This is a genomic window from Acetobacter oryzoeni (assembly GCF_004014775.2).
Taxonomy (GTDB): Bacteria; Pseudomonadota; Alphaproteobacteria; order Acetobacterales; family Acetobacteraceae; genus Acetobacter; species Acetobacter oryzoeni.
In genome coordinates this window covers 2,237,142-2,263,603 of record NZ_CP042808.1, presented here as the reverse complement: position 1 = coordinate 2,263,603, position 26,462 = coordinate 2,237,142, and the positions used below count along the sequence as shown (strand labels likewise).

At 48.5% G+C, this 26,462-nt stretch carries 28 protein-coding genes and 2 tRNA genes; 15 read left to right on the top strand and 15 right to left on the bottom strand.

The window, feature by feature from the left end:
- Positions 1-8: 8 nt before the first annotated feature.
- Positions 9-1,241 carry an acyl-CoA dehydrogenase family protein gene (locus EOV40_RS10525; protein ID WP_128105926.1) on the bottom strand — a complete coding sequence of 411 codons (1,233 nt, stop codon included), beginning with the start codon at positions 1,239-1,241 and terminating at the stop codon, positions 9-11.
- Between the two features lie 269 nt (positions 1,242-1,510).
- Here EOV40_RS10525 and EOV40_RS10520 point away from each other — a divergent pair, with 269 nt between their 5' ends.
- On the top strand, positions 1,511-3,973 hold the full coding sequence (locus EOV40_RS10520) for a TonB-dependent receptor (protein WP_244296904.1): 2,463 nt from the start codon (positions 1,511-1,513) through the stop codon (positions 3,971-3,973).
- Positions 3,974-3,991: 18 nt separating this feature from the next.
- The gene (locus EOV40_RS10515) at positions 3,992-4,498 is read left to right on the top strand and encodes a flavin reductase (protein WP_128105925.1); all 507 of its coding nucleotides are present in this window, start codon (positions 3,992-3,994) and stop codon (positions 4,496-4,498) included.
- 225 nt (positions 4,499-4,723) lie between these two features.
- Here EOV40_RS10515 and EOV40_RS10510 read toward each other — a convergent pair.
- Positions 4,724-4,799: transfer RNA gene (locus EOV40_RS10510), tRNA-Glu, on the bottom strand.
- A 384-nt stretch (positions 4,800-5,183) separates the two neighbouring features.
- Between EOV40_RS10510 and cysG the strand changes: the two genes are divergently transcribed.
- From cysG to EOV40_RS10485, 5 genes are all read left to right on the top strand, one after another.
- Positions 5,184-6,587, top strand: a complete 1,404-nt coding sequence (cysG, locus tag EOV40_RS10505) for a siroheme synthase CysG (RefSeq protein ID WP_128105924.1) — start codon at positions 5,184-5,186, stop codon at positions 6,585-6,587.
- An 87-nt stretch (positions 6,588-6,674) separates the two neighbouring features.
- Entirely contained in the window at positions 6,675-8,102 is a 1,428-nt protein-coding gene (locus tag EOV40_RS10500) for an FAD-binding oxidoreductase (RefSeq protein ID WP_128105923.1), read from the top strand.
- 99 nt (positions 8,103-8,201) lie between these two features.
- Complete coding sequence (locus EOV40_RS10495) at positions 8,202-9,014, top strand: MetQ/NlpA family ABC transporter substrate-binding protein (RefSeq protein WP_128105922.1); 813 nt, start codon at positions 8,202-8,204, stop codon at positions 9,012-9,014.
- Positions 9,011-9,994: a methionine ABC transporter ATP-binding protein gene (locus EOV40_RS10490; RefSeq protein WP_050818488.1), complete on the top strand. Its 984-nt coding sequence runs from the start codon at positions 9,011-9,013 to the stop codon at positions 9,992-9,994. Before EOV40_RS10495 ends, EOV40_RS10490 begins: the two co-directional genes overlap by 4 nt.
- Entirely contained in the window at positions 9,975-10,649 is a 675-nt protein-coding gene (locus EOV40_RS10485) for a methionine ABC transporter permease (protein WP_128105921.1), read from the top strand. The genes EOV40_RS10490 and EOV40_RS10485 overlap by 20 nt, the downstream gene beginning before the upstream one ends.
- A gap of 52 nt (positions 10,650-10,701) precedes the next feature.
- Here the strand turns inward: EOV40_RS10485 and hmpA are convergent, their stop codons facing one another.
- Positions 10,702-11,916 carry an NO-inducible flavohemoprotein gene (gene hmpA / locus EOV40_RS10480; protein WP_128105920.1) on the bottom strand — a complete coding sequence of 405 codons (1,215 nt, stop codon included), beginning with the start codon at positions 11,914-11,916 and terminating at the stop codon, positions 10,702-10,704.
- A gap of 362 nt (positions 11,917-12,278) precedes the next feature.
- On the opposite strand from hmpA, the gene EOV40_RS10475 reads away from it, so the two are divergent.
- Complete coding sequence (locus tag EOV40_RS10475) at positions 12,279-12,647, top strand: helix-turn-helix domain-containing protein (protein WP_003626381.1); 369 nt, start codon at positions 12,279-12,281, stop codon at positions 12,645-12,647.
- 103 nt (positions 12,648-12,750) lie between these two features.
- On the opposite strand, the gene EOV40_RS10470 is transcribed toward EOV40_RS10475, so the two are convergent.
- A complete protein-coding gene (locus EOV40_RS10470; protein WP_128105919.1) occupies positions 12,751-13,911 on the bottom strand; it encodes a serine hydrolase domain-containing protein in 1,161 nt (386 codons plus the stop codon).
- A 33-nt stretch (positions 13,912-13,944) separates the two neighbouring features.
- Positions 13,945-14,613, bottom strand: a complete 669-nt coding sequence (gene alkB / locus EOV40_RS10465; protein ID WP_128105918.1) for a DNA oxidative demethylase AlkB — start codon at positions 14,611-14,613, stop codon at positions 13,945-13,947.
- Between the two features lie 109 nt (positions 14,614-14,722).
- On the opposite strand from alkB, the gene EOV40_RS10460 reads away from it, so the two are divergent.
- On the top strand, positions 14,723-15,109 hold the full coding sequence (locus EOV40_RS10460; RefSeq protein ID WP_128105917.1) for a toxin-antitoxin system protein HicB: 387 nt from the start codon (positions 14,723-14,725) through the stop codon (positions 15,107-15,109).
- 70 nt (positions 15,110-15,179) lie between these two features.
- On the opposite strand, the gene EOV40_RS10455 is transcribed toward EOV40_RS10460, so the two are convergent.
- The 9 genes from EOV40_RS10455 to EOV40_RS10415 all read right to left on the bottom strand — a co-directional run bounded on the left by EOV40_RS10455 (position 15,180) and on the right by EOV40_RS10415 (position 21,968).
- Complete coding sequence (locus tag EOV40_RS10455; protein ID WP_050820266.1) at positions 15,180-16,634, bottom strand: sodium:solute symporter family protein; 1,455 nt, start codon at positions 16,632-16,634, stop codon at positions 15,180-15,182.
- Complete coding sequence (locus tag EOV40_RS10450) at positions 16,631-16,828, bottom strand: DUF3311 domain-containing protein (protein WP_208729177.1); 198 nt, start codon at positions 16,826-16,828, stop codon at positions 16,631-16,633. Before EOV40_RS10450 ends, EOV40_RS10455 begins: the two co-directional genes overlap by 4 nt.
- 156 nt (positions 16,829-16,984) lie before the next feature.
- Complete coding sequence (locus EOV40_RS10445) at positions 16,985-17,476, bottom strand: hypothetical protein (RefSeq protein WP_050818482.1); 492 nt, start codon at positions 17,474-17,476, stop codon at positions 16,985-16,987.
- A 32-nt stretch (positions 17,477-17,508) separates the two neighbouring features.
- A complete protein-coding gene (locus tag EOV40_RS10440; protein ID WP_128105915.1) occupies positions 17,509-18,654 on the bottom strand; it encodes an anhydro-N-acetylmuramic acid kinase in 1,146 nt (381 codons plus the stop codon).
- 4 nt (positions 18,655-18,658) lie between these two features.
- The gene (locus EOV40_RS10435) at positions 18,659-19,015 is read right to left on the bottom strand and encodes a DUF6476 family protein (protein ID WP_128105914.1); all 357 of its coding nucleotides are present in this window, start codon (positions 19,013-19,015) and stop codon (positions 18,659-18,661) included.
- A gap of 1 nt (position 19,016) precedes the next feature.
- A complete protein-coding gene (locus EOV40_RS10430) occupies positions 19,017-19,739 on the bottom strand; it encodes a pyridoxine 5'-phosphate synthase (RefSeq protein ID WP_128105913.1) in 723 nt (240 codons plus the stop codon).
- A complete protein-coding gene (pdxA, locus tag EOV40_RS10425) occupies positions 19,736-20,707 on the bottom strand; it encodes a 4-hydroxythreonine-4-phosphate dehydrogenase PdxA (protein ID WP_128105912.1) in 972 nt (323 codons plus the stop codon). Before pdxA ends, EOV40_RS10430 begins: the two co-directional genes overlap by 4 nt.
- 49 nt (positions 20,708-20,756) lie before the next feature.
- Entirely contained in the window at positions 20,757-21,419 is a 663-nt protein-coding gene (locus EOV40_RS10420; protein WP_128105911.1) for a glycosyl transferase, read from the bottom strand.
- A gap of 54 nt (positions 21,420-21,473) precedes the next feature.
- Entirely contained in the window at positions 21,474-21,968 is a 495-nt protein-coding gene (locus tag EOV40_RS10415; protein WP_128105910.1) for a protein-export chaperone SecB, read from the bottom strand.
- Positions 21,969-21,993: 25 nt separating this feature from the next.
- Between EOV40_RS10415 and EOV40_RS15010 the strand changes: the two genes are divergently transcribed.
- From EOV40_RS15010 to EOV40_RS10390, 6 genes are all read left to right on the top strand, one after another.
- Positions 21,994-22,161, top strand: coding sequence for a hypothetical protein (locus EOV40_RS15010; RefSeq protein ID WP_155467907.1), 168 nt, complete (start codon positions 21,994-21,996; stop codon positions 22,159-22,161).
- A 63-nt stretch (positions 22,162-22,224) separates the two neighbouring features.
- On the top strand, positions 22,225-22,572 hold the full coding sequence (locus EOV40_RS10410; protein ID WP_128105909.1) for a lipopolysaccharide assembly protein LapA domain-containing protein: 348 nt from the start codon (positions 22,225-22,227) through the stop codon (positions 22,570-22,572).
- Positions 22,565-23,278: an orotidine-5'-phosphate decarboxylase gene (gene pyrF / locus EOV40_RS10405; RefSeq protein ID WP_128105908.1), complete on the top strand. Its 714-nt coding sequence runs from the start codon at positions 22,565-22,567 to the stop codon at positions 23,276-23,278. The genes EOV40_RS10410 and pyrF overlap by 8 nt, the downstream gene beginning before the upstream one ends.
- A gap of 25 nt (positions 23,279-23,303) precedes the next feature.
- Positions 23,304-23,945, top strand: coding sequence for a phosphoribosylanthranilate isomerase (locus tag EOV40_RS10400; RefSeq protein WP_128105907.1), 642 nt, complete (start codon positions 23,304-23,306; stop codon positions 23,943-23,945).
- Positions 23,946-24,016: 71 nt separating this feature from the next.
- Positions 24,017-24,107 (top strand) — tRNA-Ser (locus EOV40_RS10395).
- Positions 24,108-24,354: 247 nt separating this feature from the next.
- Positions 24,355-24,999, top strand: a complete 645-nt coding sequence (locus EOV40_RS10390) for a TetR/AcrR family transcriptional regulator (protein WP_128105906.1) — start codon at positions 24,355-24,357, stop codon at positions 24,997-24,999.
- Here EOV40_RS10390 and EOV40_RS10385 read toward each other — a convergent pair.
- Entirely contained in the window at positions 24,959-26,416 is a 1,458-nt protein-coding gene (locus EOV40_RS10385; RefSeq protein ID WP_128105905.1) for an NCS1 family nucleobase:cation symporter-1, read from the bottom strand. The genes EOV40_RS10390 and EOV40_RS10385 overlap by 41 nt on opposite strands.
- Between the last annotated feature and the right edge of the window lie 46 nt (positions 26,417-26,462).

Below are 26,462 nucleotides of genomic sequence, written 5' to 3'. Positions count from 1 at the left end.
ACAGACGTTCAAACAGTCCCTACGCGCCATTGGCCGGGCGGTGGATTGCCGTTTACCAAGTAATCCCCCACAATTCTGGTGCGATAGACCCGTGGATTATGGCAACCAATTGTACGGATATTGCGCCAATATCTATCTAGTGCAGCGCTGCGCAATGTTGCTGTGCCTCCCAAGGCATCAAACAACAAAGACGTTGCATTTAACGTAAGCGGAAAGATAATTTCCTGAGCTTGCCAGACTTCGAGTTCTGCCTTGATAATATCGGGGCCTCTATCTTCATCTTTCTTATCTACTGCAGCTTGCAGCGCTTCTGCTGCGTGCCTGACAATAGATCTGGCTGCATGCGCGGCAGACGCAACCTGTCCCACAATTTCCAGAATCTGAGGGTCTTGCGCAGGTAATTCGTGGTTAGCGTGGCTAAAAGCTCGTTTTCTGTTTTTTACAGCCCCCGCAATATCCAAAGCGGCCGCTTGCGTAATGCCCGCCACTGTTGCGAGGTGATAAAGTTGGAAAAATGCTTGAGAATACGGAAACTCGGTATTGCCGTAACGCAAGATATCATCATGCACTCGCACATCTTGAAAATGAGCTGTGCCACTTGCTGTTAATCGCTGGCCAATTCCATCCCAATCATCAACAATGTTCAACCCAGGATCATGGCGAGATGCAAGGCATTTAACTGTCTGGCCATCCTGTGTAGAGGCTGTAACGGTCAACCAATCGGCATATAAAGAGCCGGTTGTGAAAAATTTACTTCCATTGATCACAAAATGTTCATTCTTGCGGGAAACCGTGGTGGCAAAGTGATCTCGCCCAGTGCCTTTTTCGGCTGCGGCAGCTCCTGCTGTTTCCCCTTTTCCAACGCGCTCAAACCATTGGTCTGTATAAGCGGAAGGTTGTTCAAACAGCAGATGTTCTACAAAGCCAAAATGTGCACGCAGGGCCTGTGCCACATTTGAATCTGCTGTTGCCAGATCAATAACCGCAGAAAATAATTCAGAAAGCGGACGCCCAAGCCCGCCATACTGTGCAGGCACGCGTAAAGCAGTAAAACCACTCTGTTTTAGTCGCTTGATCGCCTCAAAAGGGAGTGCGCGTTCAACTTCAGCCTTGGCAGACTGTTGGCGAATATCTTCCAGCAGTACAGCATATCCACTTATTTCTGTCGGATATTGTAGCGGAAACGCCTCCCCCCACAAAACAGAGCTCCGCTCCTGCTCAACAGATCTATTTCGCTTCAACACCTTAAACCTCCTGCGCAGAATGGTTCTGCCATTCTGTTTCTAATTTTCTTTCTACAAAAAGAGGTTTTCCCGAATCACATGGAAGATTCTCCATGTCTACGAATCACTCTCATGATTCGTATTAGGCACATATTCCACGAAACAAACAAGCGCATAATTCTGCAATTTATAATTTTATCATGTTGACTCGTATTTAAGTGTAAATGCATTCTAATAAACGATTCTGAGTCATTGTTTTATGAATCTCATAATAACGAACAATTAACGTGAAATGCCATGTTCTGGAGCCGAAAGTGAAATCAAAAAGAGCTTGGCACTACGCCACCACAACTGCGCTTGCTGTATCCTTTGTATTTTGGGCTGAAAACTTGGCTCATGCACAAAGCAAGGCAGATGCTGAACATTCTCCGGCGGCGGTACGTAATACCGTTACGTCTCAACAAAAAAGGAAAACCATCACAGCCGTTGATGCACATTCTGTAGAGCACGTGAATATACAGGGGCAAAGGCAAGCCAACTGGGTTGTTACCCCCGTTTCGGCCTCTACAATTGCGAATTATGCACCTGGTACTAACGCCTTAAAAGCGCTCACTACCCTTCCCGGCGTCATGTATAACTCTGCGGACCCTCAAGGCCTGAACCTGTGGGGACAATCCTTTTTGATGCACGGTTTTGACCAATCCCAGATTGGCATGACATTAGACGGTATGCCTTTAGGGGGACAATTATGGAGCAATTCCAATGGTCTTAGCCCTTCAGCCGCTATTTCTTCCGAAAATATCAGTCGGCTAGATGTATCTGCCTCTGCTGGGTCTGAAGGAGCAGCCAGTATCAGTAACCTGGGCGGAACTGTGCAGTTTGTTTCCCGAGATTCATCGCATAAAGCGGGGGGCACAGTGCGCCAAACTTTTGGCAGCAACTCCATGTTTCATACCTTTGTGCGGGCGGATAGTGGTGACCTGAATAAACAAGGCACACGTTTTTATGTGTCCTATATGCGGAATGACACAGATAAATGGCGCGGGGGACAAAATCAGTTCATGCAGCAGGTGAATGCCAAGCTGCTGCACCCTATTGGAGAGCAAAGCAAGCTGACTGCTTTTTTTAACTATGCTGATGAAGAAATGCAGAATTATCAGGACTACAGTATGAATATGTTCCGCCACGGCGGCTATCATATTGATAATCTTGCTGGCACACCTAATGGTTATGAAACAGCATACCGTCTTGCTCTTGCCTCCAATGGTATGCCTGGAGGCAGTGTGCCAGCTGCTTATCAAAATCTTTCTAGCCCATATACGGCTTCTTTTTATGATGGTGCGGGCAATCAGCGGCAATATTTTGGCGGTGTAAATGCTGATCTCGCGCTTACAGATAGATTGCGTTGGAACTCTACTTTTTATGGTCATCGCTCGTGGGAAGTTGGAACGGTTACAAGTCCGCTTATTTCATCTCCGAATGGCGCACCTTTTGTTGAGCAGGCTACCATGCCAAGTACCAATAGATTTGGTTTGCTTTCTTCTCTGACATATACAATTGCCAAAAATGAAATTAACGGTGGCGTCTGGTACGAAAACACAAAATTTGTTGCCGATAAAAGAGCTTATGAAGAACCTTTGTTAGAAGACGTTCTTTCGGGTAATGCACGTCCCGTTGATGGTATGCACCTGACATCTCCTTATCAAAGGGAATATGAGCAGGTTTTTAATACCAATACTTTTGTTGCTTACCTGCAAGATACTTATCATCCTCTGTCTAATTTGGCATTCCACTTTGGCTTTCGGTCAGTGCTCAACACCACGCGCGTAGGGCAGTTGGCAAACTGGCCTACCTATACCCGAACAGATGCTATTGCCGGTGGCGATGGTATTACCACAAGCAAGCCATTTCTGCCGCATATTAGCGGCCAATGGAGCTTTTTACCGGGGCATCAGTTTTATTTTGATATTGCCAATAATGTGAAGGTTTTACCTGTAGCAGGTTACAATAGTGGAGCTTCACCTTTTGCAACAACACAAGCTGCCTTTGATGCATCTAAAGCCGGTTTGACATCAGAAACTGATTGGAATTACGCCGTAGGGTATCGTTATACATCCCACCTGATTACCGGGAATGTTTATGCGTATCACACAGATTTTTCTAACCGCTTGCAACAGATTTCAACCGGAAACCCCAATAATCCATATACTGTTATCAAAAATGTTGGTGGTGTAAGTATGAACGGCGTAGATGCAGGATTTGTGCTACGGCCATTGGAGGGGCTGCAATTAGCCAGTAGCATTAGTTATAATCATGCAACTTACTCAGATAACGTGACAGAAACCACGAGCTCTGGAAACGTAACTTATGGGTTGAAGGGTAAGCAGGTAGTTGCCTATCCGCGGTTAATGTACAAAGGTCAGATTTCCTACAAATGGCGAGATGCCGAAATACATGCTGATACACAATATATAGGTACCAGAAACCTCAGCTATACGGGGGATGAGAAAGTGCCTGCTTATTGGCTGACAAATGTAGGAGCGAGATATGACCTTACGCCTCTGTTTAATCAGGGAAAGGTGGGGAATATTATCAAACATGCATCCTTAAGCTTTAATGTTTATAATATTACTAACGAGCACTACATCTCCACAATGGGGCAAAATGGCTTTCCCATGTCTGGAGATTACCAATCCGTCGTTTTGGGCGCTCCTCGGCAATATTTTGGCACTGTTCAGATTGATTTCTGATAATTGGAAACAAATGTCATGTCACAAACAACGCTTTTCCTTGCAGTAGATTCTCAAAAATTTCGTAATGGTATGTCTCTTGTGCCTGGTGCTATTTGTATTATCGCAACAGATGGCAAAAATGGCTGCTATGGATTTACAGCTACTGCGGTATGCAGTGTTTCTGATGCACCACCCACCTTGCTTGTCTGTGTCAATAAAAGCACAACAGCACATGACCATATTCTGGTTCATCAATGTCTTTCCGTTAATGTACTGGCCCCTTCGCAAGAAGAACTCTGTGCAGGTTTTAGTAACCGCTCTTTGACTCAAACTGAGCGGTTCGCTCTTGCAAAATGGAATAAGCGTAACAGCGGTGCACCGCTGCTTGCCGGATCTACCGTATCTTTTGATTGTATGATTGCGCAGACGATTGAGACACAAACGCACACAATCATTATCGCCTCAGTGGTCGATATTGTTTATGAGCAGGAGCCTCAGAATGGCTTGGTCTGGTACCGTAAAAAAATAGCTTACACAGTTTAACCGAAAATATTTTTCTAATGAGGTGTCATTTTAGAGAGTTTTTTTCATAGCCTGCGGGTGAAGCTTCATGATGGCTCCATTGCCATGTGCAAGGAGGATCTCCGCTGGATCGTCAACCTTGTAGAGGTTGATGATAAGGAAATTCGTATTTGTGGAAGAGAAGGGGAGATTGATAAAACAGCGTATCTCAAGCGAAGCCCGAAGACTCTTGTTTTCGCACAGAAGTGGCGTCCCGTACGGGATTCGAACCCGTGTTGCCGCCGTGAAAGGGCGGTGTCCTAGGCCTCTAGACGAACGGGACAAGAGGCTGATGCGGCTTCCTACGAGAAAAATATCTTTAACACAAGAGGATTCTTTAGAGTGTTTACTTGTTTGATACGAAAATGCAGGCAAAGCACTGAATTTGTGCGCGTTCTGGCCTGATACGGATTATGAAACGTGGCGGAAATGGCGTTATTATAATGAGTGCGTCACTTCAAAATAACGCCAGTGTTGGTTCATGGGGGCTGCACCTAGCAGCAGACATTATAACACTTCAAACGTTTGAGGGGCATGCTTAGAAGCTATTAGCCATCTTCAATATGATAGTGGTTTTTGTGCGTAAAAGCAGGTTCTGGAAATCTTTTTTGCGTTTAAGGTGTTTGGCCTCTTGCATCTGGGCCAGAAGACTGCTTGCAGAGGCATTATGCAAGGTTTGTCAGAAAATACAGGTTGGTTTCCCGTTGTGTTTCGCATGGAAGGCGAGCGGGTTCTTGTTGTGGGTGGCGGAAATGTTGCTGCCAGCAAGGTGCAACTTCTTGTCTCCACAGGTGCGCGTGTTGAAGTGCTTTCAGCTTTCTTGTGTCCAGAGCTTGAGCGGCTGGTAGATAAAGGTGCCATACACCATCTTGCGCAGGATACTTCTGAACAGGATTTACGGCCACGGCTTGCTGGCTGCCGTCTGGTTTATTTAGCGACGAATGACCGGGATCTGAACCAAACACTTGCGACTCTTTGCAAAGCGCAAAACGTGCCGGTTTGTGCTGTAGATGATCCGGCTATTTCTACATTTATTACGCCAGCACTGGTTACACGTGGGAAGGTGCAGGTTGCTATTTCCACAGGAGGAGCAGCTCCTGTACTCGCACGTAGGCTCAGAACAATGGTCGAGCGTGTTTTGCCAGAAGGTTTGCATCATCTGGCAGATTTTATGTCTGCCATACGGGATGAGTTGCGCCAGCGTATTCCAGACACCTCTGCTCGTCGGCAATTGTGGGAACATTTTCTGGATGGGGAAGGTGCACGCGCAGCACTGGCACGAGATACGGCTGAAGCCACACGGAAGCTACAGGAATTGGAAGTAGGTAATGCTGCGCGTGGCGAGGTCTGGTTGGTAGGGGCCGGCCCGGGTAATCCTGATCTGCTTACTCTGGCGGCTTTGCGCCTTATGCAGGATGCCGATGTTATTTTGTATGATAACTTGGTAGGGCCAGAAATCCTGAATTACGTGCGGCGAGATGCTGAGCGTGTTTTTGTAGGAAAAAAGCGCAACCGCCATACATTGCCGCAGGAAGACATCAATCATGAACTTGTACGTCGTGCGCAAGCCGGCCAACGGGTTCTGCGTCTAAAAGGTGGAGATCCTTTTATATTCGGCCGCGGTGGGGAAGAGCTGGAAACATTGGTAGAGGCTGGCGTGTCTTTCAGAATTGTTCCGGGTATTTCTGCAGCTAATGGATGTGCTGCATATGCGGGTATTCCGCTGACACATCGTGATTGCGCACAGGCATGTCTGTTTATTACGGGACATGCACGCGCAGATGGCGTGCTGAATCTGGAATGGGAAACCATCGCCCTTAAAAATCAGACAGTAGTGATTTACATGGGGCTGACAATGCTTTCCCAGCTTTGTGCTCAGCTTGTTAAGCACGGATTGCCTGAAAACTGGCCCGTTGCGGTGGTAGAAAAAGGTACGTTGCCAGAGCAGAGAGTATGCGAAGGCACATTGGCAACGTTACCAGATATGGTGGCGGAACAGCAGATACAAAGTCCGGCCCTTGTTATTGTTGGAGAGGTTGTACGCCATCGTGTGATCTCACCTCGTTATTGATTTAAGATACAACACCACATCGTTGATATTTGCGGCATTGTTACCTGCAGGTTTTAACCGCCATTTATCGGGAAAACAGGATAGAGCATGACAAGCACTTCATTATCTCATGCAGATGCAGCCAAACGGGTTGAGGCTGTGCTAGCGCAACTGAAAGCGCAGTTTGGTGAACGTGTTTCGTGCAATGAATCCGTTTGTGAAGCCCACAGCCATGGAGAGGCTTTGCAGGTGTCCCGCATGCCAACGGCTGTGGTGTTTGCTGAGAGCACGGCCGATGTATCTGAAGTGCTCAAGCTTTGCCATCATCATCGGGTTCCGGTGGTTGCCTTTGGTGCAGGTACATCCGTAGAAGGGCATGTCACGCCCCCAGAACATGCCATCAGCCTTGATCTTTCCCGTCTGACAGAGGTGTTGGAAGTAAACCCGGCGGATCTGGATTGCCGTGTGCAAGCCGGCCTGACCCGGCAAGATTTGAATGTGCAGTTGCGGGATACGGGGCTGTTTTTCCCGGTGGATCCGGGTGGTGAAGCAACATTGGGAGGCATGTGCGCTACACGAGCTTCTGGCACAGCTGCAGTGCGTTACGGCACCATGAAGGAAAATGTGCTTGGGCTAACAGTTGTTCTGGCGAATGGGGAGGTTATTCGCACTGGGGGGCGTGTACGCAAGTCTTCCACAGGGTATGATCTTACTTCTTTGTTTGTCGGCTCAGAAGGCACGTTAGGAATTATTACAGAGGTGCAGTTGCGCCTGCATGGTATTCCCGAACAGCTTTCGGCTGCTATTTGCCAATTTGAAAATCTGCATGATGCTGTCAGCACGGCTATTGAGATTATCCAGATGGGCGTGCCTATTGCCCGTGTGGAACTGATGGACGAAGTGCAGATGGCGGCCAGTATCAGCTACTCTGGCCTCACAGATTTGCAGCCTCTTACAACCCTGTTTTTTGAATTTGCTGGTGCACCAGAATCTGTGCGTGAACAGGTAAGTGTTACGGAAGAGATCGCGCGTGAAAACAACGGGCTGCGCTTTATGTGGGCAGATACGGCAGATGAGCGTGCACGCCTTTGGAAAGCGCGACATAATGCGTTCTGGGCAGCTAAAGCTGTTGATCCAGCCGCACGTGTGATCAGCACGGATTGTATTGTGCCTATTTCACGCCTTGCGGATCTGATAGATGGCGTTCGGCAGGATATAGCAGCTTCCGGCTTGCAGGCTGCTATTTTGGGGCATGTGGGTGATGGCAATTTTCATACCCTGATCATGACAGAAGATAACGATGCCGGGCATGCACGTGCGCTTAATCTTGACCGCAAGATTGTTGCACGTGCTTTGGCAATGGGTGGTTCATGCAGTGGTGAACATGGTGTGGGCTTGGGAAAACTGGAGTTTCTTGAAACCGAGCATGGGGCAGGGGCTCTGTCTGTCATGCGGGCGTTGAAAGCAACACTGGATCCGCTGAACATTCTCAACCCCGGCAAATTGCTGCCAGAAGGGCCTGTGTTCAAAGGGTGAAGGAGTGTTCAGGCAGTTCTCCCGTATAAACTTGACATCTGCGTGTTATTTTCTGTTTATACACACCAAATCGTATTTATCTGGAATGGACTATAAATCATGTCTTCGTCCTTTTTATCCCGTAGGGTAATGCTTGCCGGAATGGGCGTGGCCATGATGGCCCCCTACGGTATTGCTCATGCTGATGGTCAGGTTTTGCGCATCGGCATTATTGCTGGTGAGGATGAAGATGTCTGGCGCGTGGTGGCTGAAAACGCTGCCAAGGAAGGGCTGACTCTCAAAATTATTCCGTTTTCAGATTACAATGCGCCGAATGAGGCATTGGCTGAGCACGAACTGGATGCAAATGCGTTCCAGCATGGACCATTTCTGGAAGCGCAGAACAAAGCCAAAAATTTCCACATTGTGCCTGTTGGCAATACGTATCTGTCGCCTATAGGTTTGTATTCTCGGCGCTGGAAGTCAGTTGCAGAACTGCCAAATAAAGCCGTGATTGGCGTGCCGAATGACCCGACGAATGAGGGGCGCGCCCTTTTGCTGTTGCAGAAACTGGGGCTGATCAAAGTGGCGGAAGATGCCGGCCTGGTGCCCACAGCATTAGATATTACCGAAAATCCACGCCAGATTTCTGTAAAAGAAATGGATGCCGGAATGGTAGGGCGCGCACTGCCTGATATGGATGCGGCTGTGGTGAATACAGATTGGGCCAACAAAGCGGGTATTAATCTGCAGAAAGAGCGGATTGCACAGGAAGCCCCGCAAAATAATCCGTATGTCTGCTTTATTGCGGTAAACGAGGCAGACAAAAATGCACCGTGGGTCAGCAAGCTTGTTTCAGCTTTTCAGCAGGATAATGTCAAACAGGCGCTGGCACAGGCTTTTCATGGTGCAGTTGTGCCGGGTTGGTCATGAGTCTTTTACAGGTTGAACATCTTACCCGCTCATTTGGCGGGCAGCCTGCCCTCAAGGATATTTCTTTTACGGTGGAAAAAGGCGATAGCCTTGGCATCATCGGGCGTTCGGGGGCGGGAAAGTCCACCCTGTTGCGGTGCCTATGCGGGCTGGATCGTCCTCAATCCGGGCGTATCCTGCTAGAAGGGCAGGATCTGGCGGTTCTGCCAGAATCTCAGATCATTCCTTTGCGGCGGCGTATCGGGCTGGTGTTTCAGCATTTTAATTTGCTGACATCCCGCACCGTTGCGGACAATGTAGCGCTGCCATTGGAAATTGCGGGTATACCGCGCGATCAGCGGGTAAAGCGTGTAGCGGAATTGCTTGATCTGGTGGGTTTGGCTGATCATGCCAATAAATACCCGGCCATGTTGTCTGGCGGGCAAAAGCAGCGGGTGGGTATTGCCCGCGCCCTTGCTGCACAACCTGCCTTGCTATTGTGCGATGAAGCGACTTCTGCACTGGACCCCGAAACAACAGAGTCGATATTGGCTTTGTTAAACAGCATCAATCGTGAATTGGGGCTGACCATTGTTTTCATTACGCATGAAATGGACGTTGTGCGTACATTGGCCAAGCATGTTCTGGTGCTGGATCATGGCCGAATTATAGCTCGTGGCCTGCCTGCTGATATTCTGGAAGAAACCAGCCTGCAAGCAGCTTTACCCTCCAATATGGAACATAGCCCGCAGGAGGGTAGCCATGCGGTGGTAAGGTTAACGGTGGATCAACATCTGATAATGGCGCCATTGCTGCAAAATGTGCAGGAGATGTGCCAGACACAGGCATCTTTGCTACGCGTTATTCCTGCCGAAGATGCGGAATATCAGGTTTTGGATGTTCTTTTACAGGTTGGGGATGTTTCCGTCGCAACCATGAACTTTCTTCAGCAAAATTGTCATGCAGCAGAAGTGGTAGGATATGTCCCGGCTCATTCTTGATCTGCTATGGCATGCCACAGGCGAAACGCTGATAATGGTGCTGGTATCTGGGTTTATTGCAGTACTCTTTGGGCTGCCATTGGCCGTTTTTATGGTTGTAGCCGGCCGGGGTGGCCTTTACCCATTGCCTGTACTGCCACGTTTGCTTGGTGTGGTGATTGATGCCATCCGAGCTGTGCCATTTATTATTCTGCTGGTGTTGCTTATTCCATTTACCCGAATGGTTGTGGGTAGTGCGTTGGGCACAACAGCTGCCATTGTTCCTCTTTCCATCGCCGCTATTCCGTATTTTGCGCGTATTGCCGAGGTTTCCCTGCGGGAGGTGGATCATGGGTTGGTGGATGCCGTGCGCGCCATGGGCGGAACGCGGTGGATGGTTATACGGTATGTTTTGCTGCCAGAAAGCATGCCAGCGCTTGTATCCGGCATAACAGTTACATTGGTCACTCTGGTGGGCGCATCAGCTATGGCAGGTACCATTGGGGCCGGTGGTTTGGGAGACCTGGCTATCCGTTATGGCTATCAACGTTTCAATACAACGGTGATGTTAGGGGTGGTGGCCGTTTTGATTGTGCTGGTAACGGGTATGCAAGCCTTGGGTAACTGGCTTTCACGCATACTACGTCATTCTGAGCGCACCAGAATTGCAGATTAGAGCTTAAAAATAGCCTCTCTATTCTGCATGAAATAGAGAGGCGGTTACGTAATTACGCGCTTACAAGTTCCGCATCAGCGGCAGATCCAAAGAATTCATAGTGGATTTGTTTTTCCGGCACGCCGGCTTCTGTCAGAGCTTTAATCATGTCTCGCATAAAACTATCAGGCCCACAGATATTGTAATCTGCCATGATATCTATGCGGGGTTTAAGCCATTCTGCGGTCACTCTGCCTTCATGCAGTGTCACGTTCTTGCTCGAACGGTTGGTGGGGGCGGGGGAATGACTATAGAAAATATCGGCTTTGAGAGCATCTTTTTCGGCTAGGTCGTATATGTAGTCGGAAAATGCTTCATCCTGTGCCGTATGGACGCCGTGGATGTAATGGATATCACGCTTGGTTCCATCTTTCAGAAATGCACCCAAAGTAGAAATAAAAGGTGTTTGCCCCACACCTGCGCACAGGAGAACGATTTTGCTGTTTTTTTCTGTTTCGGGCGTAAAGTCTCCTGCTGGTGCAGAAACGTCCAGCATTTGCCCTTCTTGTACGGTATCATGTAACCATTGAGACACCACACCACCATCTGCACGACGCACACTAATGCGGTAATGATCCGCACCGGGTTCGGAAGAAATACTGTAGTTGCGGCGTTGTGAACCGTGCCCCGGAACATCTAGCTTGAAGCTGAGATATTGCCCGGCTTCGTGCTTCATAATGGGTTTGTTATCGACTGGTACCAGTTCGAAGGATGTAATGGTGTCACTTTCACGCACTTTGCGCCGTACCGTAAAGGGCCGCCAACCTACCCATCCGCCGGGGGCTGCTGCATGGGCTTCATAAATCTGCTCTTCACGGCTAATGAGAATTTCTGCCAAGAACCAGTAAGCTTTGCCCCATGCTTCCAGAATTTCGGGGGTGGCGGCATTTCCCAATACCTGCGCAATCGCTCCCAAAAGTGCGTCTGCTACATAGGGGTAGTGTTTGGGCAGAATATTCAGGCCAACGTGTTTTTCAGTAATGCGTTCAACCATACCGCCTAAGGCGCCAAGGTTATCAATGTTACGCGCATAAGCCAGCACAGCTAAGGCAAGGGCTTTAGGTTGTTCACCATCTTTTTGGTGAGACATGTTGAAAAGGTCCCGGATATCGGGGTTGGACAGTAGGCGTTTGTACATCTCCCGCGTAATATCCAACCCGTATGCCTCAAGAGCAGGAACGCAGGCTTTTATGATTGAGATTGTTTTTGCATCAAGTGGAGAAGGCATGAGGAGGATTCCGTATAAAATGTATTTCAATTACACCTTATAGGGGTATTTAAAGGTGTCAATATGACACATCTTTTGTACGGAGATAGCTGCATTGTGATACATGCAATATTTAGAGAGAATTAATATTCTATATTTGAGTTATTATGTTAGATAATGACTAATATTATACGTTTTCTGAAAAAAGGAAGTTTTTGCTTTTGCATTTCTATAAAACTAAGATTACTTACTGGATATAAGAAAACATGTTATCAGGTTATTAAGTTTTCAGTGGTTTGTCATACTTTGTAGAATGACAACCATAAAATATTGGGCATGCTACAAGAACCACGGTAACTCTGGAGCAATGGGTATAAAGAACAATGGCTGACCAGGACGACGTTATTTCACCCGGGATAGATCTTGGACAAAGGATCAAAATCCTGCGTAAATCTGCTGGACTTACACAGCAGCAGGTTGCGGATGCGCTGGGGGTTTCAAGGCCAGCTATCGCTTTTTGGGAAACCGGACGCGAAGGAAGCGCTAGAAAGCATATTCCCAAGCTGGCTGCACTTTTTAATGTTGATCCAGAAATTTTTCTGACAGGTTATGTGCAGGAAGATATTGAACTGGTGATTACACCGGATGAGCATGATGTGATCCGCCTTTACCGTATGCTTGATCCATCTCGCAAAGTATCTGCACAAAAATGGCTGGAACGTCAGGCGCGGATGGCGCGGCAGGAAGACTAAATTTATCGCGTCATTTTTATATAATTAGGTAAGTTCTTTTCAGTGTTTGTGGGCGCAACCCCTGTGTAAACATTGAGAAGAACTTACCTTTCAAACTGCTTCTTTAAAGCTGCTCTAAGGCAAGTGCAGCCGCAGAAGCCACATTATGCCTTAAGGCAACAACATTGCCCTTTCCATAAGGGTGAACCCGGTTTGTTAAAATCAGAACAAAGCTGTCTGTTTGTGGCACCAACCATAAAGATGTGCCCGTAAAGCCGGTGTGACCAAATGATCCTACAGGAAAGTAATCTCCTCGCGGGGTAGAATAGTGGGTTGCAATATCCCATCCTAAACCACGTTGGTCTGTTTTACCCACAGGTTGTTGCGGTGATGACATCATAACCAGAGTTTCTGCCTTGAGCGGAAAAGGGGAGGAACGCCCGGCGCGCTTGTTAAGCAGCGCAATGGCGTAGTGGGTCATGTCATCTGCGCAGGAAAACAACCCTGCGTGGCCTGCAACGCCACCCATTCGCCGTGTTGTGGGGTCATGCACAATACCACGGAGGAGTGTCCCTTTTTCATCATACTGAGTAGGGGCAATGGTGCTGTAAAGTGCCGGTATGGGCGTAAAAAAAGTTCTTTTTAGGCCGAGTGGTTTGAGAATATTTTGAGTTGCATAGTCTTGTAAGGTCAGGCCTGAGAGTTTTTCTACAATCAGCCCAAGCAGGATGAAATTGATATCACTATAGACAAACTGTTCTCCGGCAGGGTGGATAGGGGTGCAGGAAAACGCCATGTGTATAGCTGTATTACGGCCTATCCATGGTGTTGAAAGGTCCAGATCTGGTGGCAGGCCGGAATAGTGAGTGAGCAACTGTCGGACAGTAATATCCTGTTTGCCCTGTCCGGAAAATTCAGGAAGGTAATGGCAAACAGGAGTATCCAGTTGCACTAATCCGCGTTCATAAAGCTGCATGATGGCAGGGGCGGTAATAAGCACTTTGGTGAGAGACGCCATATCAAACAGCGTATCCCATGTCATGCCCTCAGGATGAGGCACAAGTGCACGTTGCCCGAACACACCTTTCCAAACCACGCGGCCTTTATGGCCAATGGCAGCAACGGCTCCCGGTGTTTTATGGGTTTTGACGGCATCCTGAAAAATCTGTTCCACTTGTGCAAAGTGGTTTTTTGTCTCGGAGGCCATACTTTTCTTTATCGGCATGTAGAACAGGTTTGTCATACCCAACAGCAGAATACGTCGGCTCAAAGCGGGAGAGGGCATACTTGTTCTGCCTTATAATAAAATGCGGTTTGTTCAAGAAGCAACGAATCTGAATGTGATATTCAGGCGTGTTTCTCCTGTTCGGGAGTGTGTGTCTTGGCGGAGGGGTTTAATTCCATGAAAGCGTAGGCGATCAGGCCCACCCCATACCAGCACATCTCCATCTTTGAGCAAAATTTGCCGGGTAGGGTCTGATCTTTTGAGACCACCCCACAGAAAAGTTGCTTCCAATCCAAATGAGAGAGAAACCACGGGCTGATCCGTACACCCTTCATCTCGGTCTTGATGCAGCCCCATACGGGCACCGGGGCTGTAAGAATTGATAAGGCAGGCATTTGGCTGAAACTGTGCAAAGCCTGCTTTCTGGGCAGCCTTGTGTGCCAGAGCTTGAAAAATGGCAGGCATATCTGGCCAAGGTTGGCCAGTAAATGGGTTTACTTTGGTATAGCTGTAACCTTGTAATGTGCTCACCCACCCAAATGTTCCGCAACATGTCATGGCTACAGACATCTGCCCTCCACCAGGAGTATGCATCTTCCTGAATGGAGCCTGCTGCGCAATATGATGAATAGCTCGCATACAAGCTTCAGCATTGTGCAGGGCGAAACAGGGCAATAACACAGCACCTGTATCTAACTGCACATACTCTGGCCGTGTATCTGGCAAAAGAAAATCCAGTTGCGCGGGATGGTTGTCTTTCATGCAGGAAGCTCTGTGTGGAAAGTGTTTGCGGTGGTGTGCGCAGTCTGGCACAGCATGCAAAGAGTATAGCAGCACCTATGTTTGAAACAGAAGGAGCAGATTCCCAACAATGTCGGTTTCTGGTCGGGATATGATGTTTATCGGCGGCATTCCGGCTGTTATCAGCTTTAATGCCAGCAGCCGCATGTTTCGTGGGGTTTTTATAGGCTTGAACGCAGAGGTGGATTTTCTGGCGTGTTCCCCTATGGATTTGCAACCGCAAGGTGAAGCAGCTTTGAGTGTGTTTTTGGAAACATGCCGCCAGCAGAAGCGTTCTCCCTTGCTTGCACGGCAGGAGGGGCAGAAAGGCTACCTGCTTGAAGATATATATGCAGAACTGGAAGGGCCAGCACGCCAGAAAGGGATAGATCTGTACCAGCTTGTACGAGATCAGACACTGGAGTTTCAGAAAACAGGATATCGGGAAAAAGGGCCGGTCGTTTTTCTGAATTTTTAATGGGAACGGCTGACTCTCTAAAAATGAAAGAGGGCTTGAGGTATAAGCCCTCTTCTTAACATCTATTGTGTTAGGCTGTGGTTTTAGCTGGGATATCCTGTTTGGCGGGAGCCATTACAGATACAAGTGCAACCATGGCAATATTGATAACCAGAGAAAGTAGGCCCGTAGAAATATTGCCTGAAAACAGCCCCAGATTAATGGGGTGAATAGGTTTCAAGCCGTCCATCCAGCACATGCCAACGCCAAATACTGTGCCTACAGCCCATCCCGTCAACATAGCGGCGGCAGAAAAGCGCACACGTAACAGGCCCAGAATAAGCGCAGGGAATGTTTGTAGAATAAACACCCCTCCCAGAAGCTGGAAATCAATGGCAAATTGCGCGTTCAGGAACAATACGCAAATCAGCGCGCCAATTTTAACGATGAACGCTGTAATGCGGCTGGCACGCACCGGGTTAGCTTGTGCGGGAAGCAGATTGTTGGTGACCAGATTTGCTGCGCCAATGGCCATAACGGCCGCCGGCACCAACGCACCCACGGCAATGGCAGCAAGGCAAAAACCGGCAAACCATGCCGGAAAGACGCTTTGGAACAGCAGAGGCACAACCATGGACGTATTGGTGGTGTTAATGCCCGCTGCATGCGCCATAAAACCCAGCATGGCGATAAGCCCCAATACAATGGTGTATGCCGGTAAAAAAACGGCATTCTGTTTGATGGTATCTGCCGAGCGAGATGCCAGAATCCCTGTAAGTGTATGGGGGTATAAAAAGGCAGCCAGAGCGGAAGAAAGCGCGAGTGTGGCATAGGGTAAACCTTGCCCGGTTTTAAGTACCGTATCGGCATGTGCCGCCGTGGCGAACAGCGCGCTGTAACCGCCGGTGTGCAAAGGAATAACAGTTACCGCCACCAGTACGGCAATATAGATCATAATATCCTTGATAAAGGCCGTAAGCGCTGGTGCGTGCAGTCCCCCCAGCCATGTGTAAGCGGCAAGAGAAATAAAGGCGATAATCAGTGGTAGATCGCCCGGTAATCCCAAAGCCTGCACTACTGTACGGATACCAATAAGCTGGAGTGCAATATAGGGCATGACCGCTACCAGGCCGGTTAACGCGATAACCACCTCCAATGCCCGGCTGTTAAAGCGTGCCTTTACAATATCTGCCGCTGTGGCGTGGCCGCCTGCACGAGCAAGCTTCCAGAGTTTAGGCATGACAAGAAAAATGAACGGGTAAACGATAATGGTATAAGGCAGCGCAAAAAAGCCGTATGCCCCCGCCGCATACACCAGTGCGGGCACGGCAATAACAGTATAGGCGGTGTAAAAATCTCCACCAACCAGAAACCACGTTACCCACGGCCCAAATTCTCGCCCGCCCAAAGACCACTCTTCATGGCTATTGGTGTCACGCTTGGCATGAAACAGGCCGCGTATCCATTGTATGGAACTGCCAACAACAATGGTGGCAGCAAAAAAGAAAACAAAAACGCCAAGCGCCCACGGGTTTATGGTGTTCATGTGCTTTGTCCCTTTTTCCAGACAATCCAGATAAGGACAGAGGTTACGGGCACCCATGCGAATTGGTACCAGTAGAAAAAGGGAAAACCCCATAAAACAGGATCGTGCCTGTTATACAGGGGTGTCCAGAGCAACCCTAAAAAGGGCAAGGCGAGTAGGAAGTTCAGATATTTCATTACAGAAAACCCGGTCATTTTGTTTTTTTTGTTCGTGACCGGGATAAGAATGGCGATGAAAGTTACCGCCTGTCAATTATTCTGTATGTTTTTCTGGTTTGAGAAACCAAGCTGTGGCTTTTCCACTACAAACAGCTGAATTGCCTGTAATGGAGTAAAAAAGACCAGTGGATTTTAACGTGTGGCACTATGCTTTTTGTTCTGTAAAACTTGGTTTAGTTTATCGCCATACTGCCGATAGCTGCCCTCTGGCACGCAGCCCATTTCTTCCAGATCAGCCAGATCCGCTCCGTGATTGATCCACATATTCACTTCACGTGAATCAATAGTGGCTGGGATTTCACGTGGTTCATAAACGATAGGTGGGTTTTCACCCTCCGCTGCGCCAAAAAGCATAAAGCTATCTGGTTCCGGTGTTTTGCTGGAACTCAGGCTGATTTCACCACACACAACCTGCTTTTTTTCTGCATTAGGATGCGTGGTAATTGCGCGGAAAAATGGATGCGTGTCTGGGAATCGTTTTGTTAGTGTTTTGAGGGTGTTTTTGACAAAAGGAGAGGCCTTTTTATCGCTACCATCGATAACGGTTTGTGCACTCGCAGAACAGGCCAGTCCCGGCGCGCCAAGGGCAGCAAGCAACAGGCTGAATGCCAGAAAGCGTTTCATGGTTTTAAGTCTTTCCTGTTCAATGGAATGTATTAGACAATATTATACTGCATTTTCGTGTTTAAAACAGCTTTTGCCTTCCATGGCGTAATGCCGCCGCAACTTAACCGGCCACCCCGTTGAGGAGTAGGTACACCGGTGGTGGATGGCAGAGATAAAGGTAATCCGTAAAGGCTTCTGACTGCTAGAAAACCAAAGCATTCGGCTTCCAGCGCATCCCCGTTCCATCCTAGAGTTTCTACCGGAAATACTTGGCCAGAAAGGCGTTGTGCAAGCGCTTCCATGATAGCGGGGTTGTGCCGGCCACCACCACACACAAACCATGCCTTTGGTTGTTCTGGTAACGGGGTGCGGGCAATGGTTTCTGCCGTAAAGGCGACCAATGTAGCAGCCCCATCTGCCGGAGAGAGTGCAGCAATATCCTGCAAGGCAGTATGGAAGCTCAGCCTATCGAGAGATTTCGGGGCTGGTTTGCTAAAAAATGGATGTGCCAACAACTGCTTCAGAAGAGGTTCTGCAACCTTACCACTGTGTGCCAGCTGTCCATCTTTATCGTAGGGAATACCGGTATGGCGGAAAGTCCAGTCATCCAGCAGGGCATTCCCGGGCCCTGTATCGCAGGCCAGAATCTCACCTTTCGAAGTCAGCAAAGTGAGATTGGCAACTCCCCCAATATTCAGAATTGCAACGGGCCGTGGCTGATCATGTAGCAGAGCGGCATGATATAAAGGAGCTAAAGGCGCACCTTCTCCACCAGCCTGAACGTCTGCGGTGCGAAAGTCATGGATAACTGGTAAATCTGTAGCAGCAGAAAGAGCAATGGCATTGCCTATCTGCCATGTGCGTCCAGGCTGATGCAAAATGGTCTGACCATGAAAGCCGATAAGATCGGCAGGCATATCAGGAGCCATTTGGCGCAGTTGCTGTACAGCTATGGCATGCACTTCTGTCAGATCATGTTCTGCAGACAGTAATATAGGGTCAGAAGGTGCAAGCTGGGGTGCCGCATCCAGTATGTGGCGTAGGCGTGCGCGTAACTCTGGGGTATAAGGCACGGTTAAGGAAGGACCATGCCTGGATATACGTGTGCCATCAGTTTGTATGAGCGCTGCATCTACGCCATCAAGCGATGTACCACTCATAAGCCCAATGGCGGTGAGGAGAGGGGAAGAAGGCATAGTGTTACTGTGCCGTGTTGATATCCAGACCGGTCCGTAACTGTCCGGTGGGTACATCCCATAGCACAATACGATCCTGCCCCTGTTCTGTAACATGCAGGGCCAACAGATTATCCCGCACACGCGTTACGCTTAACAGGTGTTCACCTGCAGGTAACGTCGCATGTGCTGTGGGGAGGCTGGGGGATGGTGCGGCATCAGATAACGCAACAGGTGGAAGTGGAGGGGGAGTAGGCTTGCTGCTCATGCGATGAATGAGTACGCCTGCCAATACAACAACGCCCACCACAATCAGCACACCCATGCCAATAACGGCTACAAGTAAGGCTTTGGGTGTTTTGTATTCCTGTGGTTCTTCCATTTTAAAGAGCCGCACCTTCTGCAATATGACGTTTCATGTTTTGCACAACGGCTGCCAGACCATCAAAAATGGCCTGTCCAATCAGAAAGTGCCCAATGTTGAGTTCTCGCAGCTCTGGCAAGCCTGCTATGGGGCTAACGTTTTCAAATGTCAGACCATGTCCTGCATGTACCTCCAGCCCAAGTGCGGCGGCTTGTGTGGCTGCGGCACGCAGGTGTTCCAGTTCTCCAGCTTTCCCTTCTGCGTAAGCGCCAGTGTGGAGCTCTACTACTTGTGCGCCTATTTTGGCGGCAGCTTCTATCTGTACGGGTGAGGGGTCTATAAACAGCGAAACACGAATACCTGCTTGGGCGAGTTGTTGCACTTTTGGCGTAAGTGTTTCTAGCTGTCCTGCTACGTTCAGGCCGCCTTCTGTGGTGAGTTCCGCACGCCGTTCGGGCACAAGGCAGCAGGCATGGGGGTGTAAGCCAAGGGCTATGCCAACCATTTCATCAGTTGCGGCCATTTCCATATTAAGAGGTGCCGCAATTTCTGCGCGCAGGCGTTCCAGATCTTTATCACGGATATGGCGTCTATCTTCACGTAGATGGGCAGTAATGCCATCTGCACCAGCCTGAATAGCCAACAAGGCCGCGGCAACGGGATCTGGATATGTGCCACCACGTGCATTGCGAATGGTAGCGACATGATCAATGTTGACGCCAAGCCGGATAGCTGAAGTCATGCTGCGTTCCTTCTGTTCTGCGCAAGCTGTGCTGCCAACCGAATGGCCGCAACAAGGCTGCTTGGGTCTGCCTTGTTCTGCCCCGCAATGTCAAAGGCTGTGCCATGGTCGGGCGATGTACGAATAATGGGCAAACCCAGCGTTACATTCACGCCTTCTGCCATATCCAGCGTTTTGAGCGGGATCAGCCCTTGGTCATGATACATGCATAAGGCCACATCGTAACGGCTGCGGGCTGCGGGTGTGAACATGGTATCTGGCGGCATGGGGCCTGTAATGTTGAGCCCTTCCTGCTGTAACGCTTTAATGGCAGGGGTGATAATCTGCTGCTCTTCATGCCCCATTAAACCGTTTTCCCCTGCATGGGGGTTTAATCCGGCTACAGCAATGCGTGGTGCTTTCAGCCCAAAATCGCGCTTGAGCCCAGCCGCGACTGTGCGGGCTGTTTTAACAATCAGCTCTGTATTTAATTGTTCCAGCGCATGCCGGAGGGATACATGCACAGTAACAGGCACAACCCTCAGAGATGGGCTGGCCAGCATCATCACTTCATGTCCGGGCACATGGCATAGTTCTGCCAGATAGCTGGTATGCCCCGGATGTTTAAACCCTGCGCTTTGAATAACTTCCTTGCTGATAGGGTTAGTAATAATGGCGGAGGCTTCACCATTCTGGGCCAGTTCTACCGCCAGGCGGATGCTTTCAATAACACTGGGTGCGTTTTGGCGGTCTGGTTCTCCGGGGGCAGCAGGTGTTTCCAGACGGAGAGGGATTACAGGAATGGCGTGGGAGAAAACATCCGTTCCCTGTTCCAGATAACGCACCGCTTGCACTGGGGCGTGTTGTTCCAGAAGGGTGGGGTCTCCTATAAAAACAAAAGGAAGCCCACTTTCGCGTAATATGCGCCATGCTTTTACAGTAATTTCAGGCGCAATACCTGCTGGGTCACCTTGTGTTAAAGCAAGCATAGGCTTCTTCCTTCAGTGCAGGAAAATATGAGTATGCAGGCAGAAACGCTCAGAAATGGTCTGGCGTAAAGGCGCTAAGAAACTGATACAGCACGTTAGGTGCAAAACCATATTCTACGGCCATAACGGCATCCGGGCAAAGGGTGCGATACCATGTAGGATTAAAGTGATCAGACAGTGAAATGGAATTGGGAAGACTATGTGCTGAATGAAGTAGGTTCATAAACGGGGCCAGCCCCTGCAGGTTTGGATCAGCTGGTCTATTTTGCAGGTAGATGTTTGGATCAAAAAATAGATGGCCGGAACGCTTTTCTTGATCGCCAGATCGTAGGAAATGATCATACCCATTTACAAAACCGCCTGATTGCAGGTTTTGTTCCGAGATATCAGGATAGCGCTGGCGATAATAACGTTCTGAAAAGAGGTAATGTGGGGAAAAGCTTTTGTAGCCCTCGTTGCAGTAATGCTCAAAGCCAGAAGTATAGGTGCCGCTTGTAATGGCTTCTGCCGCTTGGGAACAATTAACCCGGTACCATTCCTCGTTGAAATATCTGTTTGGCGAATGGCCGGAGGGAGCACCTTCGGTTTTATACCAGTGTTCAAGTTCCTGATCAGAAAAAGACAGCAAAGCATCCATAATTGCGCCGTATTCTGCGCGGTACCAATTTGCATCAAAAGAGTACCATAAAGCTTTGGATGCTTTAGCAGCCATAGTTTGTTATCTTTCTTTTGCAGGTATAAAAATCAACAGGCCGGAATGTTGCTTTCAGCCTACAGCGCGGCGATTGCGCCATAATGCGGCAAAATCAATCTGCTGCATGATAACAGGCAGAAAGCCTGCTTCACGGCATAGAGTGGCCAACATGTTGCGTGCAGCAGGGTAGAGAAGACGCGGAGCTTCAATAAGCAGCAGGGTTTCAAAAGTTTCGGCTGTTGCATGTTGCAACGTAAAGATACCTGCATACACCAGATTAACATCAAACAAGGGCGTAATTTCTTCTCCTTCCCGTTGTGCAGGAAGATGCCCTTGGCAGCGCAAGATAAGTTCAACTTCAAAATTTGGCTGGTTTTCGCCCATTTGATGGGCACGCACATCTACAGAAACACCAAGATGAGGGCGGTCTGTTACGCGTGTGTAAACTGCAGGTGCGCCGAGAACCTGAAATTCAACAGATTTAACGTATTGGATTCCCATCTGAATAGACGGTGCACGAGGTGTTTGAGAGGCGCCGCCAAGTGAATCTGCAGTCTCGGTATTCATGATGGATGTCTGATCCTCAGGAGTAATGTCGCAAACAGAAATGGCTCATTATTCAGGAAAAATGAGCAAAACAATACAATCCACATCAGCTCTAGCAGATTCAGGCAGTTGCGGCGAGAGGAAACACAATAAAGTTCTTTATCTATTGCAGCTTGGTGATCCTGTAAAAATGTGTGAAATATTTTATCATTAAGCGTGCAGTTGATGATATTCAGTCGCTTGTTCTTTATGTGTGATACGGCTACGACTTGCTATCATGATCAGGCTGATAATTGTTGTCCCATTCCTGCTGGCGCTTGTCGTGTTCAGTGCCAGTAATCAGGATCCGCTCGATATGTGGCTGCTGACATATAGCTGGAAATCTTCCGCTGGTGTGTTGGCGCTGTTGGTCGCTGCTGTTGCTTTTCTGCTAGGCGCGTTCTGTTTGTGGACGGCTGAATTCAAGCAGCGTCGGCGTGCGCGCAAGGCAGAACAGCATGTAAAGGAATTGGAAGCACAGCTTGCGCAAGTGCAGGTTGTATCCAGCCAGCCGGTGGCCCCTGCGCCTGTAGCTGTGGCAACTCCGTCTGTTTCTCCTTCTTCAGGGGTAGAGCCACATGTCTGATACGGCAAGACAAACAGGTTTGATTGTGGCGCTGGATACACAGGATCCGGCACAGGCCAAGGCATGGGCTCACGCAGTGCAAGGTGCTGCGGGCGTTATTAAGCTTGGTATGGAATTTGCGTATGCGGCCGGTTTTCAGGCTGTAGCAGATGTGGCCGGGCAGAGGCCTTTATTTCTGGATCTCAAGCTGCATGATATCCCCAATACAGTTGGGGCAGCAGTAAAGGCACTTTCCCATTTGCGCCCTCGTATGCTCACACTCCATGCAGTTGGCGGCGTAGACATGATGAAAGCTGCGCGGAAGGCATGTGATGAAGCTTTTCCGGAGGGGGAGCGGCCATTACTGCTGGCTGTAACTGTGCTGACCAGCATGGATGATCAGGCTTTGGCAGAAGTGGGTGTGCCAGATGATACGCGCACGCAGGTTTTGCGTTTGGCACATCTGGCCATGGAATCCGGGATGGACGGATTAATCTGCTCAGCGCATGAACTGAAGGCCATTCGAGATGCTCTGGGAGATAAACCCGTTTTGGTAACGCCCGGTATTCGGCCCGCAGGTGCCGCGAAAGGGGACCAAAAACGCGTTATGACACCAGCAGAAGCGCGTGCCGCTGGAGCAGATTGGATTGTGGTGGGAAGGCCCATAACACAGGCAGCAGATCCGGCCGCGGCTGCCGCCGCCATTGCTGCAGAGCTGGCAGCATAAATCTGCTGTATAGATGGGGTAGGTTATGGACGGCGTTCAGACAGGCGTAAAAATCTGTGGCCTGACGGAGGAAGCCGGGCTTGAGGCTTGCGTGGAATATGGCGCCGATTGGATCGGTTTTGTTTTTTTTGAGCGCTCACCCCGTTATATAAGTGCTTTGCAAGCAAAGGCTTTGGCTTCTCGGATTACGGGTAGCATCAGGAAGGTGGGGCTGTTTGTGCGTCCTGATGATACTGTCTTGGAGCGGGTGCTGGATCAGGTAGATCTGGATATCTTGCAACTTTATACAACGCCTGAACGTGCCGTACAGATACAAGCCAAGTTTGGGCGGCCTGTCTGGTCATCCATACCAGTCGCATCACAGGCCGATTTGCCACGACTATGCACGGTGGAGCGCCTTTTAATTGAGCCTAAGCCTCCTGTTCATGCAACACGCCCAGGCGGCAATGCGCAGCAATTGAACTGGGATCTGCTGCACGGGTGGCAGCCTGGTTATTCGTGGATGTTGGCTGGTGGCTTGAACCCGGAAAATGTGAGCCAAGCTGTTGCAATAACTGGCGCTCCGGCGGTGGATGTATCATCAGGAGTTGAGAGCGCTCCGGGTATTAAGAGCCCTGATGCAATTGCCCGTTTTATCCACAATGCGCGTAGCCCAGCCGTTAGTTGAGATAAAAACATTATTTTTTCTGCTTTAGGTCTTGCCTGTTTCGAAAATTTTGCTATTACCTCTCTCGCGTCGGAGAGATGGCCGAGTGGCTTAAGGCGCACGCTTGGAAAGCGTGTGTACGTTAATAGCGTACCGAGGGTTCGAATCCCTCTCTCTCCGCCATAGTGCTTTTCCTTAAAAATATTGAACTTTATGAATTAGTCTCAGAGATTCTGTGACGTTGTTCTGCACGGGACGTAAATACGGGGTCTTAGGGCTTTCTGTTGCTTCAACGTTATAAGGTTGGGAATCGTCTGAGCAAAAATAACAGTGTCTAGAAAGAGGGGTAGCAGAGTTCTCTAAATAAGGACTGTTCGCTCTCAGTTTAATTTAGTAAGCGCGTATAGAATTCCAATTAGAGATTTTTGTAATTATGCGCAAAAATGGCAATGCCGAGCAAACTGTTGGCAATCCTCGTAAGCAGAATACGAGTCAAATCTTGGATGCTGCAGAAAAAGTGTTTGCCGTTCATGGTTTAAATGGCACGCGTATAGATGACATAGCCAAAGCATGCGCGTTGCCAAAGGCAAATATTCTTTATTATTTCAACACAAAAGAAATACTTTACCAAGCTACGCTAGGACGGTTTTTGGATGATTGGCTGGGAGATGCCAATGTGCATCTTTCCGCAGATATGAACCCGCGAGAAGGTTTGCAAAGCTACATTCAGGCTAAAATGTTATTTTCCCGCCAGAGGCCAGAGGCTTCCCGCTTGTTTATGCATGAGCTTTTAGCCGGTGGTGAACAAATCCAGTTTTTTCTACAGGAAACACTGAAACCACATGTAGAGCACTTAGCGATTATATTTGCTGCATGGTATGAGAAGGGACTTATCAAAAAGATAGATCCCTTCCATTTTATGTTCATGCTTTGGGCGATGACGCAATCTTATGCAGATATGCAGGTACAATTTGCCGCAGTTTTAGGAAAAAAACGTCTGACAAAGCATGATTTTGAAGCAGGCGCAGAAACAATCATGCAGTTGGTTGCCTCAATTTGTATTGACGCGGAATAAGGGAGCTAAGTAGTGTTTGTGCAAGCATGCCAATAACAAAACCAAAAAGGCATGAAAAATTTCGCACACTCTCCAAGCTGGGCAAGAAAATAAAAAGAACGCCGCATCCTGTACTGATAAACAGTGAGAGCAAGGCAATAGGATTAAATCCAGATTTATACCAATAAACATTTCTTTTGTCTGATGAATACAGAGCTTCGGTGACAATGTTTTGTTTCTTGATAAGATAATAATCTGCCAGAATGATACCGATAAGAGGCGTAATAAATGTGCCCAAAACATCAAGAGTCAGATGGATCAGTTCTGGACGTGCATATAAATTCCATGGTGTGAACAAGATGGCACCTATGGCAGCAATAAGCCCACCCTTGCGCCAAGAAAGAAGGTGAGGTGCCATATTAGAAAAATCAAAGGCAGCAGATACAAAATTGGCGGAAATATTAATGCCAATGGTCGCAATAACAATAGTTATCACGCCAACAATAGCTGTTCCTAAACTCGTAGTTTTGACGACCGTTTCTACGGGGTCAAAAATCATATGCCCGAACACAGGCAGTGTCAGTGTTATGGTAACAAGAGTAAGAAGTGAGAAGGCAAAAAAGTTAAACGGTAATCCCCAAAAGTTCCCTCGATTTATAGATTGCATACTCGTACCATAGCGTGAAAAATCTCCAAAATTTAAAATAATAGGCGCAAAAAAGGCAAGTATTAAGGCCATTGCATTTATAATGCCCAGAGTATGCGCAATAAGGCTAATAGATTGATGTGGTGCAAAAAATTGAAAAGAAAGATGCCACCCGGTTTTAGAAAACAGCCAAATATCTAGTAAAGCCATCAGGCCATAAATAACGGGGCCAGCCCAATCTATAAAATGGCGTATGGCGTCCATACCATTCCAAAAGACAAGGGTTTGTAAAGCCCAGACAATCAGAAAGGCCAACCATCCCACGTAGGATAATCCAAGAAAACCATGGTGTGTGGCATTGGCCCAAGGCTCTACAACAGGCCAGATTTTGAGAATGAGAATGACCAAAGCATTTGATGCTAACCACGTTTGAATGCCATACCACCCAACGGCTATAATTCCGCGTATGAGTGCTGGAATAATGGCACCGTACACGCCAAAGGTCATGCGCGCGACAACAGGGAAAGGGGCCCCTGTTTTAAAACTGGGTACAGCCATCAGGTTGCACGTTAATTGAACGAGCAGAATGGCAAAAAGCAGAGCTGCAAAAACATCGTATAGCGGGAGGCCTAGAGTAAATAAGCTTCCAAGCGTGATGTATCCGGCAACACTATGAATGTCTGACATCCATAAAAACAGATAATCTTTCCATTGCCATGTGCGTGTCACAGAGGGCGCTAAATCCTCGTTTGTTAGGCGATTATCATGTGATGCATGATGCGTTCCACCCATAATGTTTCCCTACATTACGATTCGAATCCAAAATTATATTATTGAC

Coding starts and splice junctions, on each gene's coding strand:
- EOV40_RS10515 (WP_128105925.1), top strand. CDS start 3,992: ATGTCACAAACAACGCTTTTCCTTGCAGTAGATTCTCAAAAATTTCGT.
- cysG (WP_128105924.1), top strand. CDS start 5,184: ATGCAAGGTTTGTCAGAAAATACAGGTTGGTTTCCCGTTGTGTTTCGC.
- EOV40_RS10500 (WP_128105923.1), top strand. CDS start 6,675: ATGACAAGCACTTCATTATCTCATGCAGATGCAGCCAAACGGGTTGAG.
- EOV40_RS10495 (WP_128105922.1), top strand. CDS start 8,202: ATGTCTTCGTCCTTTTTATCCCGTAGGGTAATGCTTGCCGGAATGGGC.
- EOV40_RS10490 (WP_050818488.1), top strand. CDS start 9,011: ATGAGTCTTTTACAGGTTGAACATCTTACCCGCTCATTTGGCGGGCAG.
- EOV40_RS10485 (WP_128105921.1), top strand. CDS start 9,975: ATGTCCCGGCTCATTCTTGATCTGCTATGGCATGCCACAGGCGAAACG.
- hmpA (WP_128105920.1), bottom strand. CDS start 11,916: ATGCCTTCTCCACTTGATGCAAAAACAATCTCAATCATAAAAGCCTGC.
- EOV40_RS10475 (WP_003626381.1), top strand. CDS start 12,279: ATGGCTGACCAGGACGACGTTATTTCACCCGGGATAGATCTTGGACAA.
- EOV40_RS10470 (WP_128105919.1), bottom strand. CDS start 13,911: ATGCCCTCTCCCGCTTTGAGCCGACGTATTCTGCTGTTGGGTATGACA.
- alkB (WP_128105918.1), bottom strand. CDS start 14,613: ATGAAAGACAACCATCCCGCGCAACTGGATTTTCTTTTGCCAGATACA.
- EOV40_RS10460 (WP_128105917.1), top strand. CDS start 14,723: ATGTCGGTTTCTGGTCGGGATATGATGTTTATCGGCGGCATTCCGGCT.
- EOV40_RS10455 (WP_050820266.1), bottom strand. CDS start 16,634: ATGAACACCATAAACCCGTGGGCGCTTGGCGTTTTTGTTTTCTTTTTT.
- EOV40_RS10450 (WP_208729177.1), bottom strand. CDS start 16,828: ATGACCGGGTTTTCTGTAATGAAATATCTGAACTTCCTACTCGCCTTG.
- EOV40_RS10445 (WP_050818482.1), bottom strand. CDS start 17,476: ATGAAACGCTTTCTGGCATTCAGCCTGTTGCTTGCTGCCCTTGGCGCG.
- EOV40_RS10440 (WP_128105915.1), bottom strand. CDS start 18,654: ATGCCTTCTTCCCCTCTCCTCACCGCCATTGGGCTTATGAGTGGTACA.
- EOV40_RS10435 (WP_128105914.1), bottom strand. CDS start 19,015: ATGGAAGAACCACAGGAATACAAAACACCCAAAGCCTTACTTGTAGCC.
- EOV40_RS10430 (WP_128105913.1), bottom strand. CDS start 19,739: ATGACTTCAGCTATCCGGCTTGGCGTCAACATTGATCATGTCGCTACC.
- pdxA (WP_128105912.1), bottom strand. CDS start 20,707: ATGCTTGCTTTAACACAAGGTGACCCAGCAGGTATTGCGCCTGAAATT.
- EOV40_RS10420 (WP_128105911.1), bottom strand. CDS start 21,419: ATGGCTGCTAAAGCATCCAAAGCTTTATGGTACTCTTTTGATGCAAAT.
- EOV40_RS10415 (WP_128105910.1), bottom strand. CDS start 21,968: ATGAATACCGAGACTGCAGATTCACTTGGCGGCGCCTCTCAAACACCT.
- EOV40_RS15010 (WP_155467907.1), top strand. CDS start 21,994: ATGTCGCAAACAGAAATGGCTCATTATTCAGGAAAAATGAGCAAAACA.
- EOV40_RS10410 (WP_128105909.1), top strand. CDS start 22,225: ATGATCAGGCTGATAATTGTTGTCCCATTCCTGCTGGCGCTTGTCGTG.
- pyrF (WP_128105908.1), top strand. CDS start 22,565: ATGTCTGATACGGCAAGACAAACAGGTTTGATTGTGGCGCTGGATACA.
- EOV40_RS10400 (WP_128105907.1), top strand. CDS start 23,304: ATGGACGGCGTTCAGACAGGCGTAAAAATCTGTGGCCTGACGGAGGAA.
- EOV40_RS10385 (WP_128105905.1), bottom strand. CDS start 26,416: ATGGGTGGAACGCATCATGCATCACATGATAATCGCCTAACAAACGAG.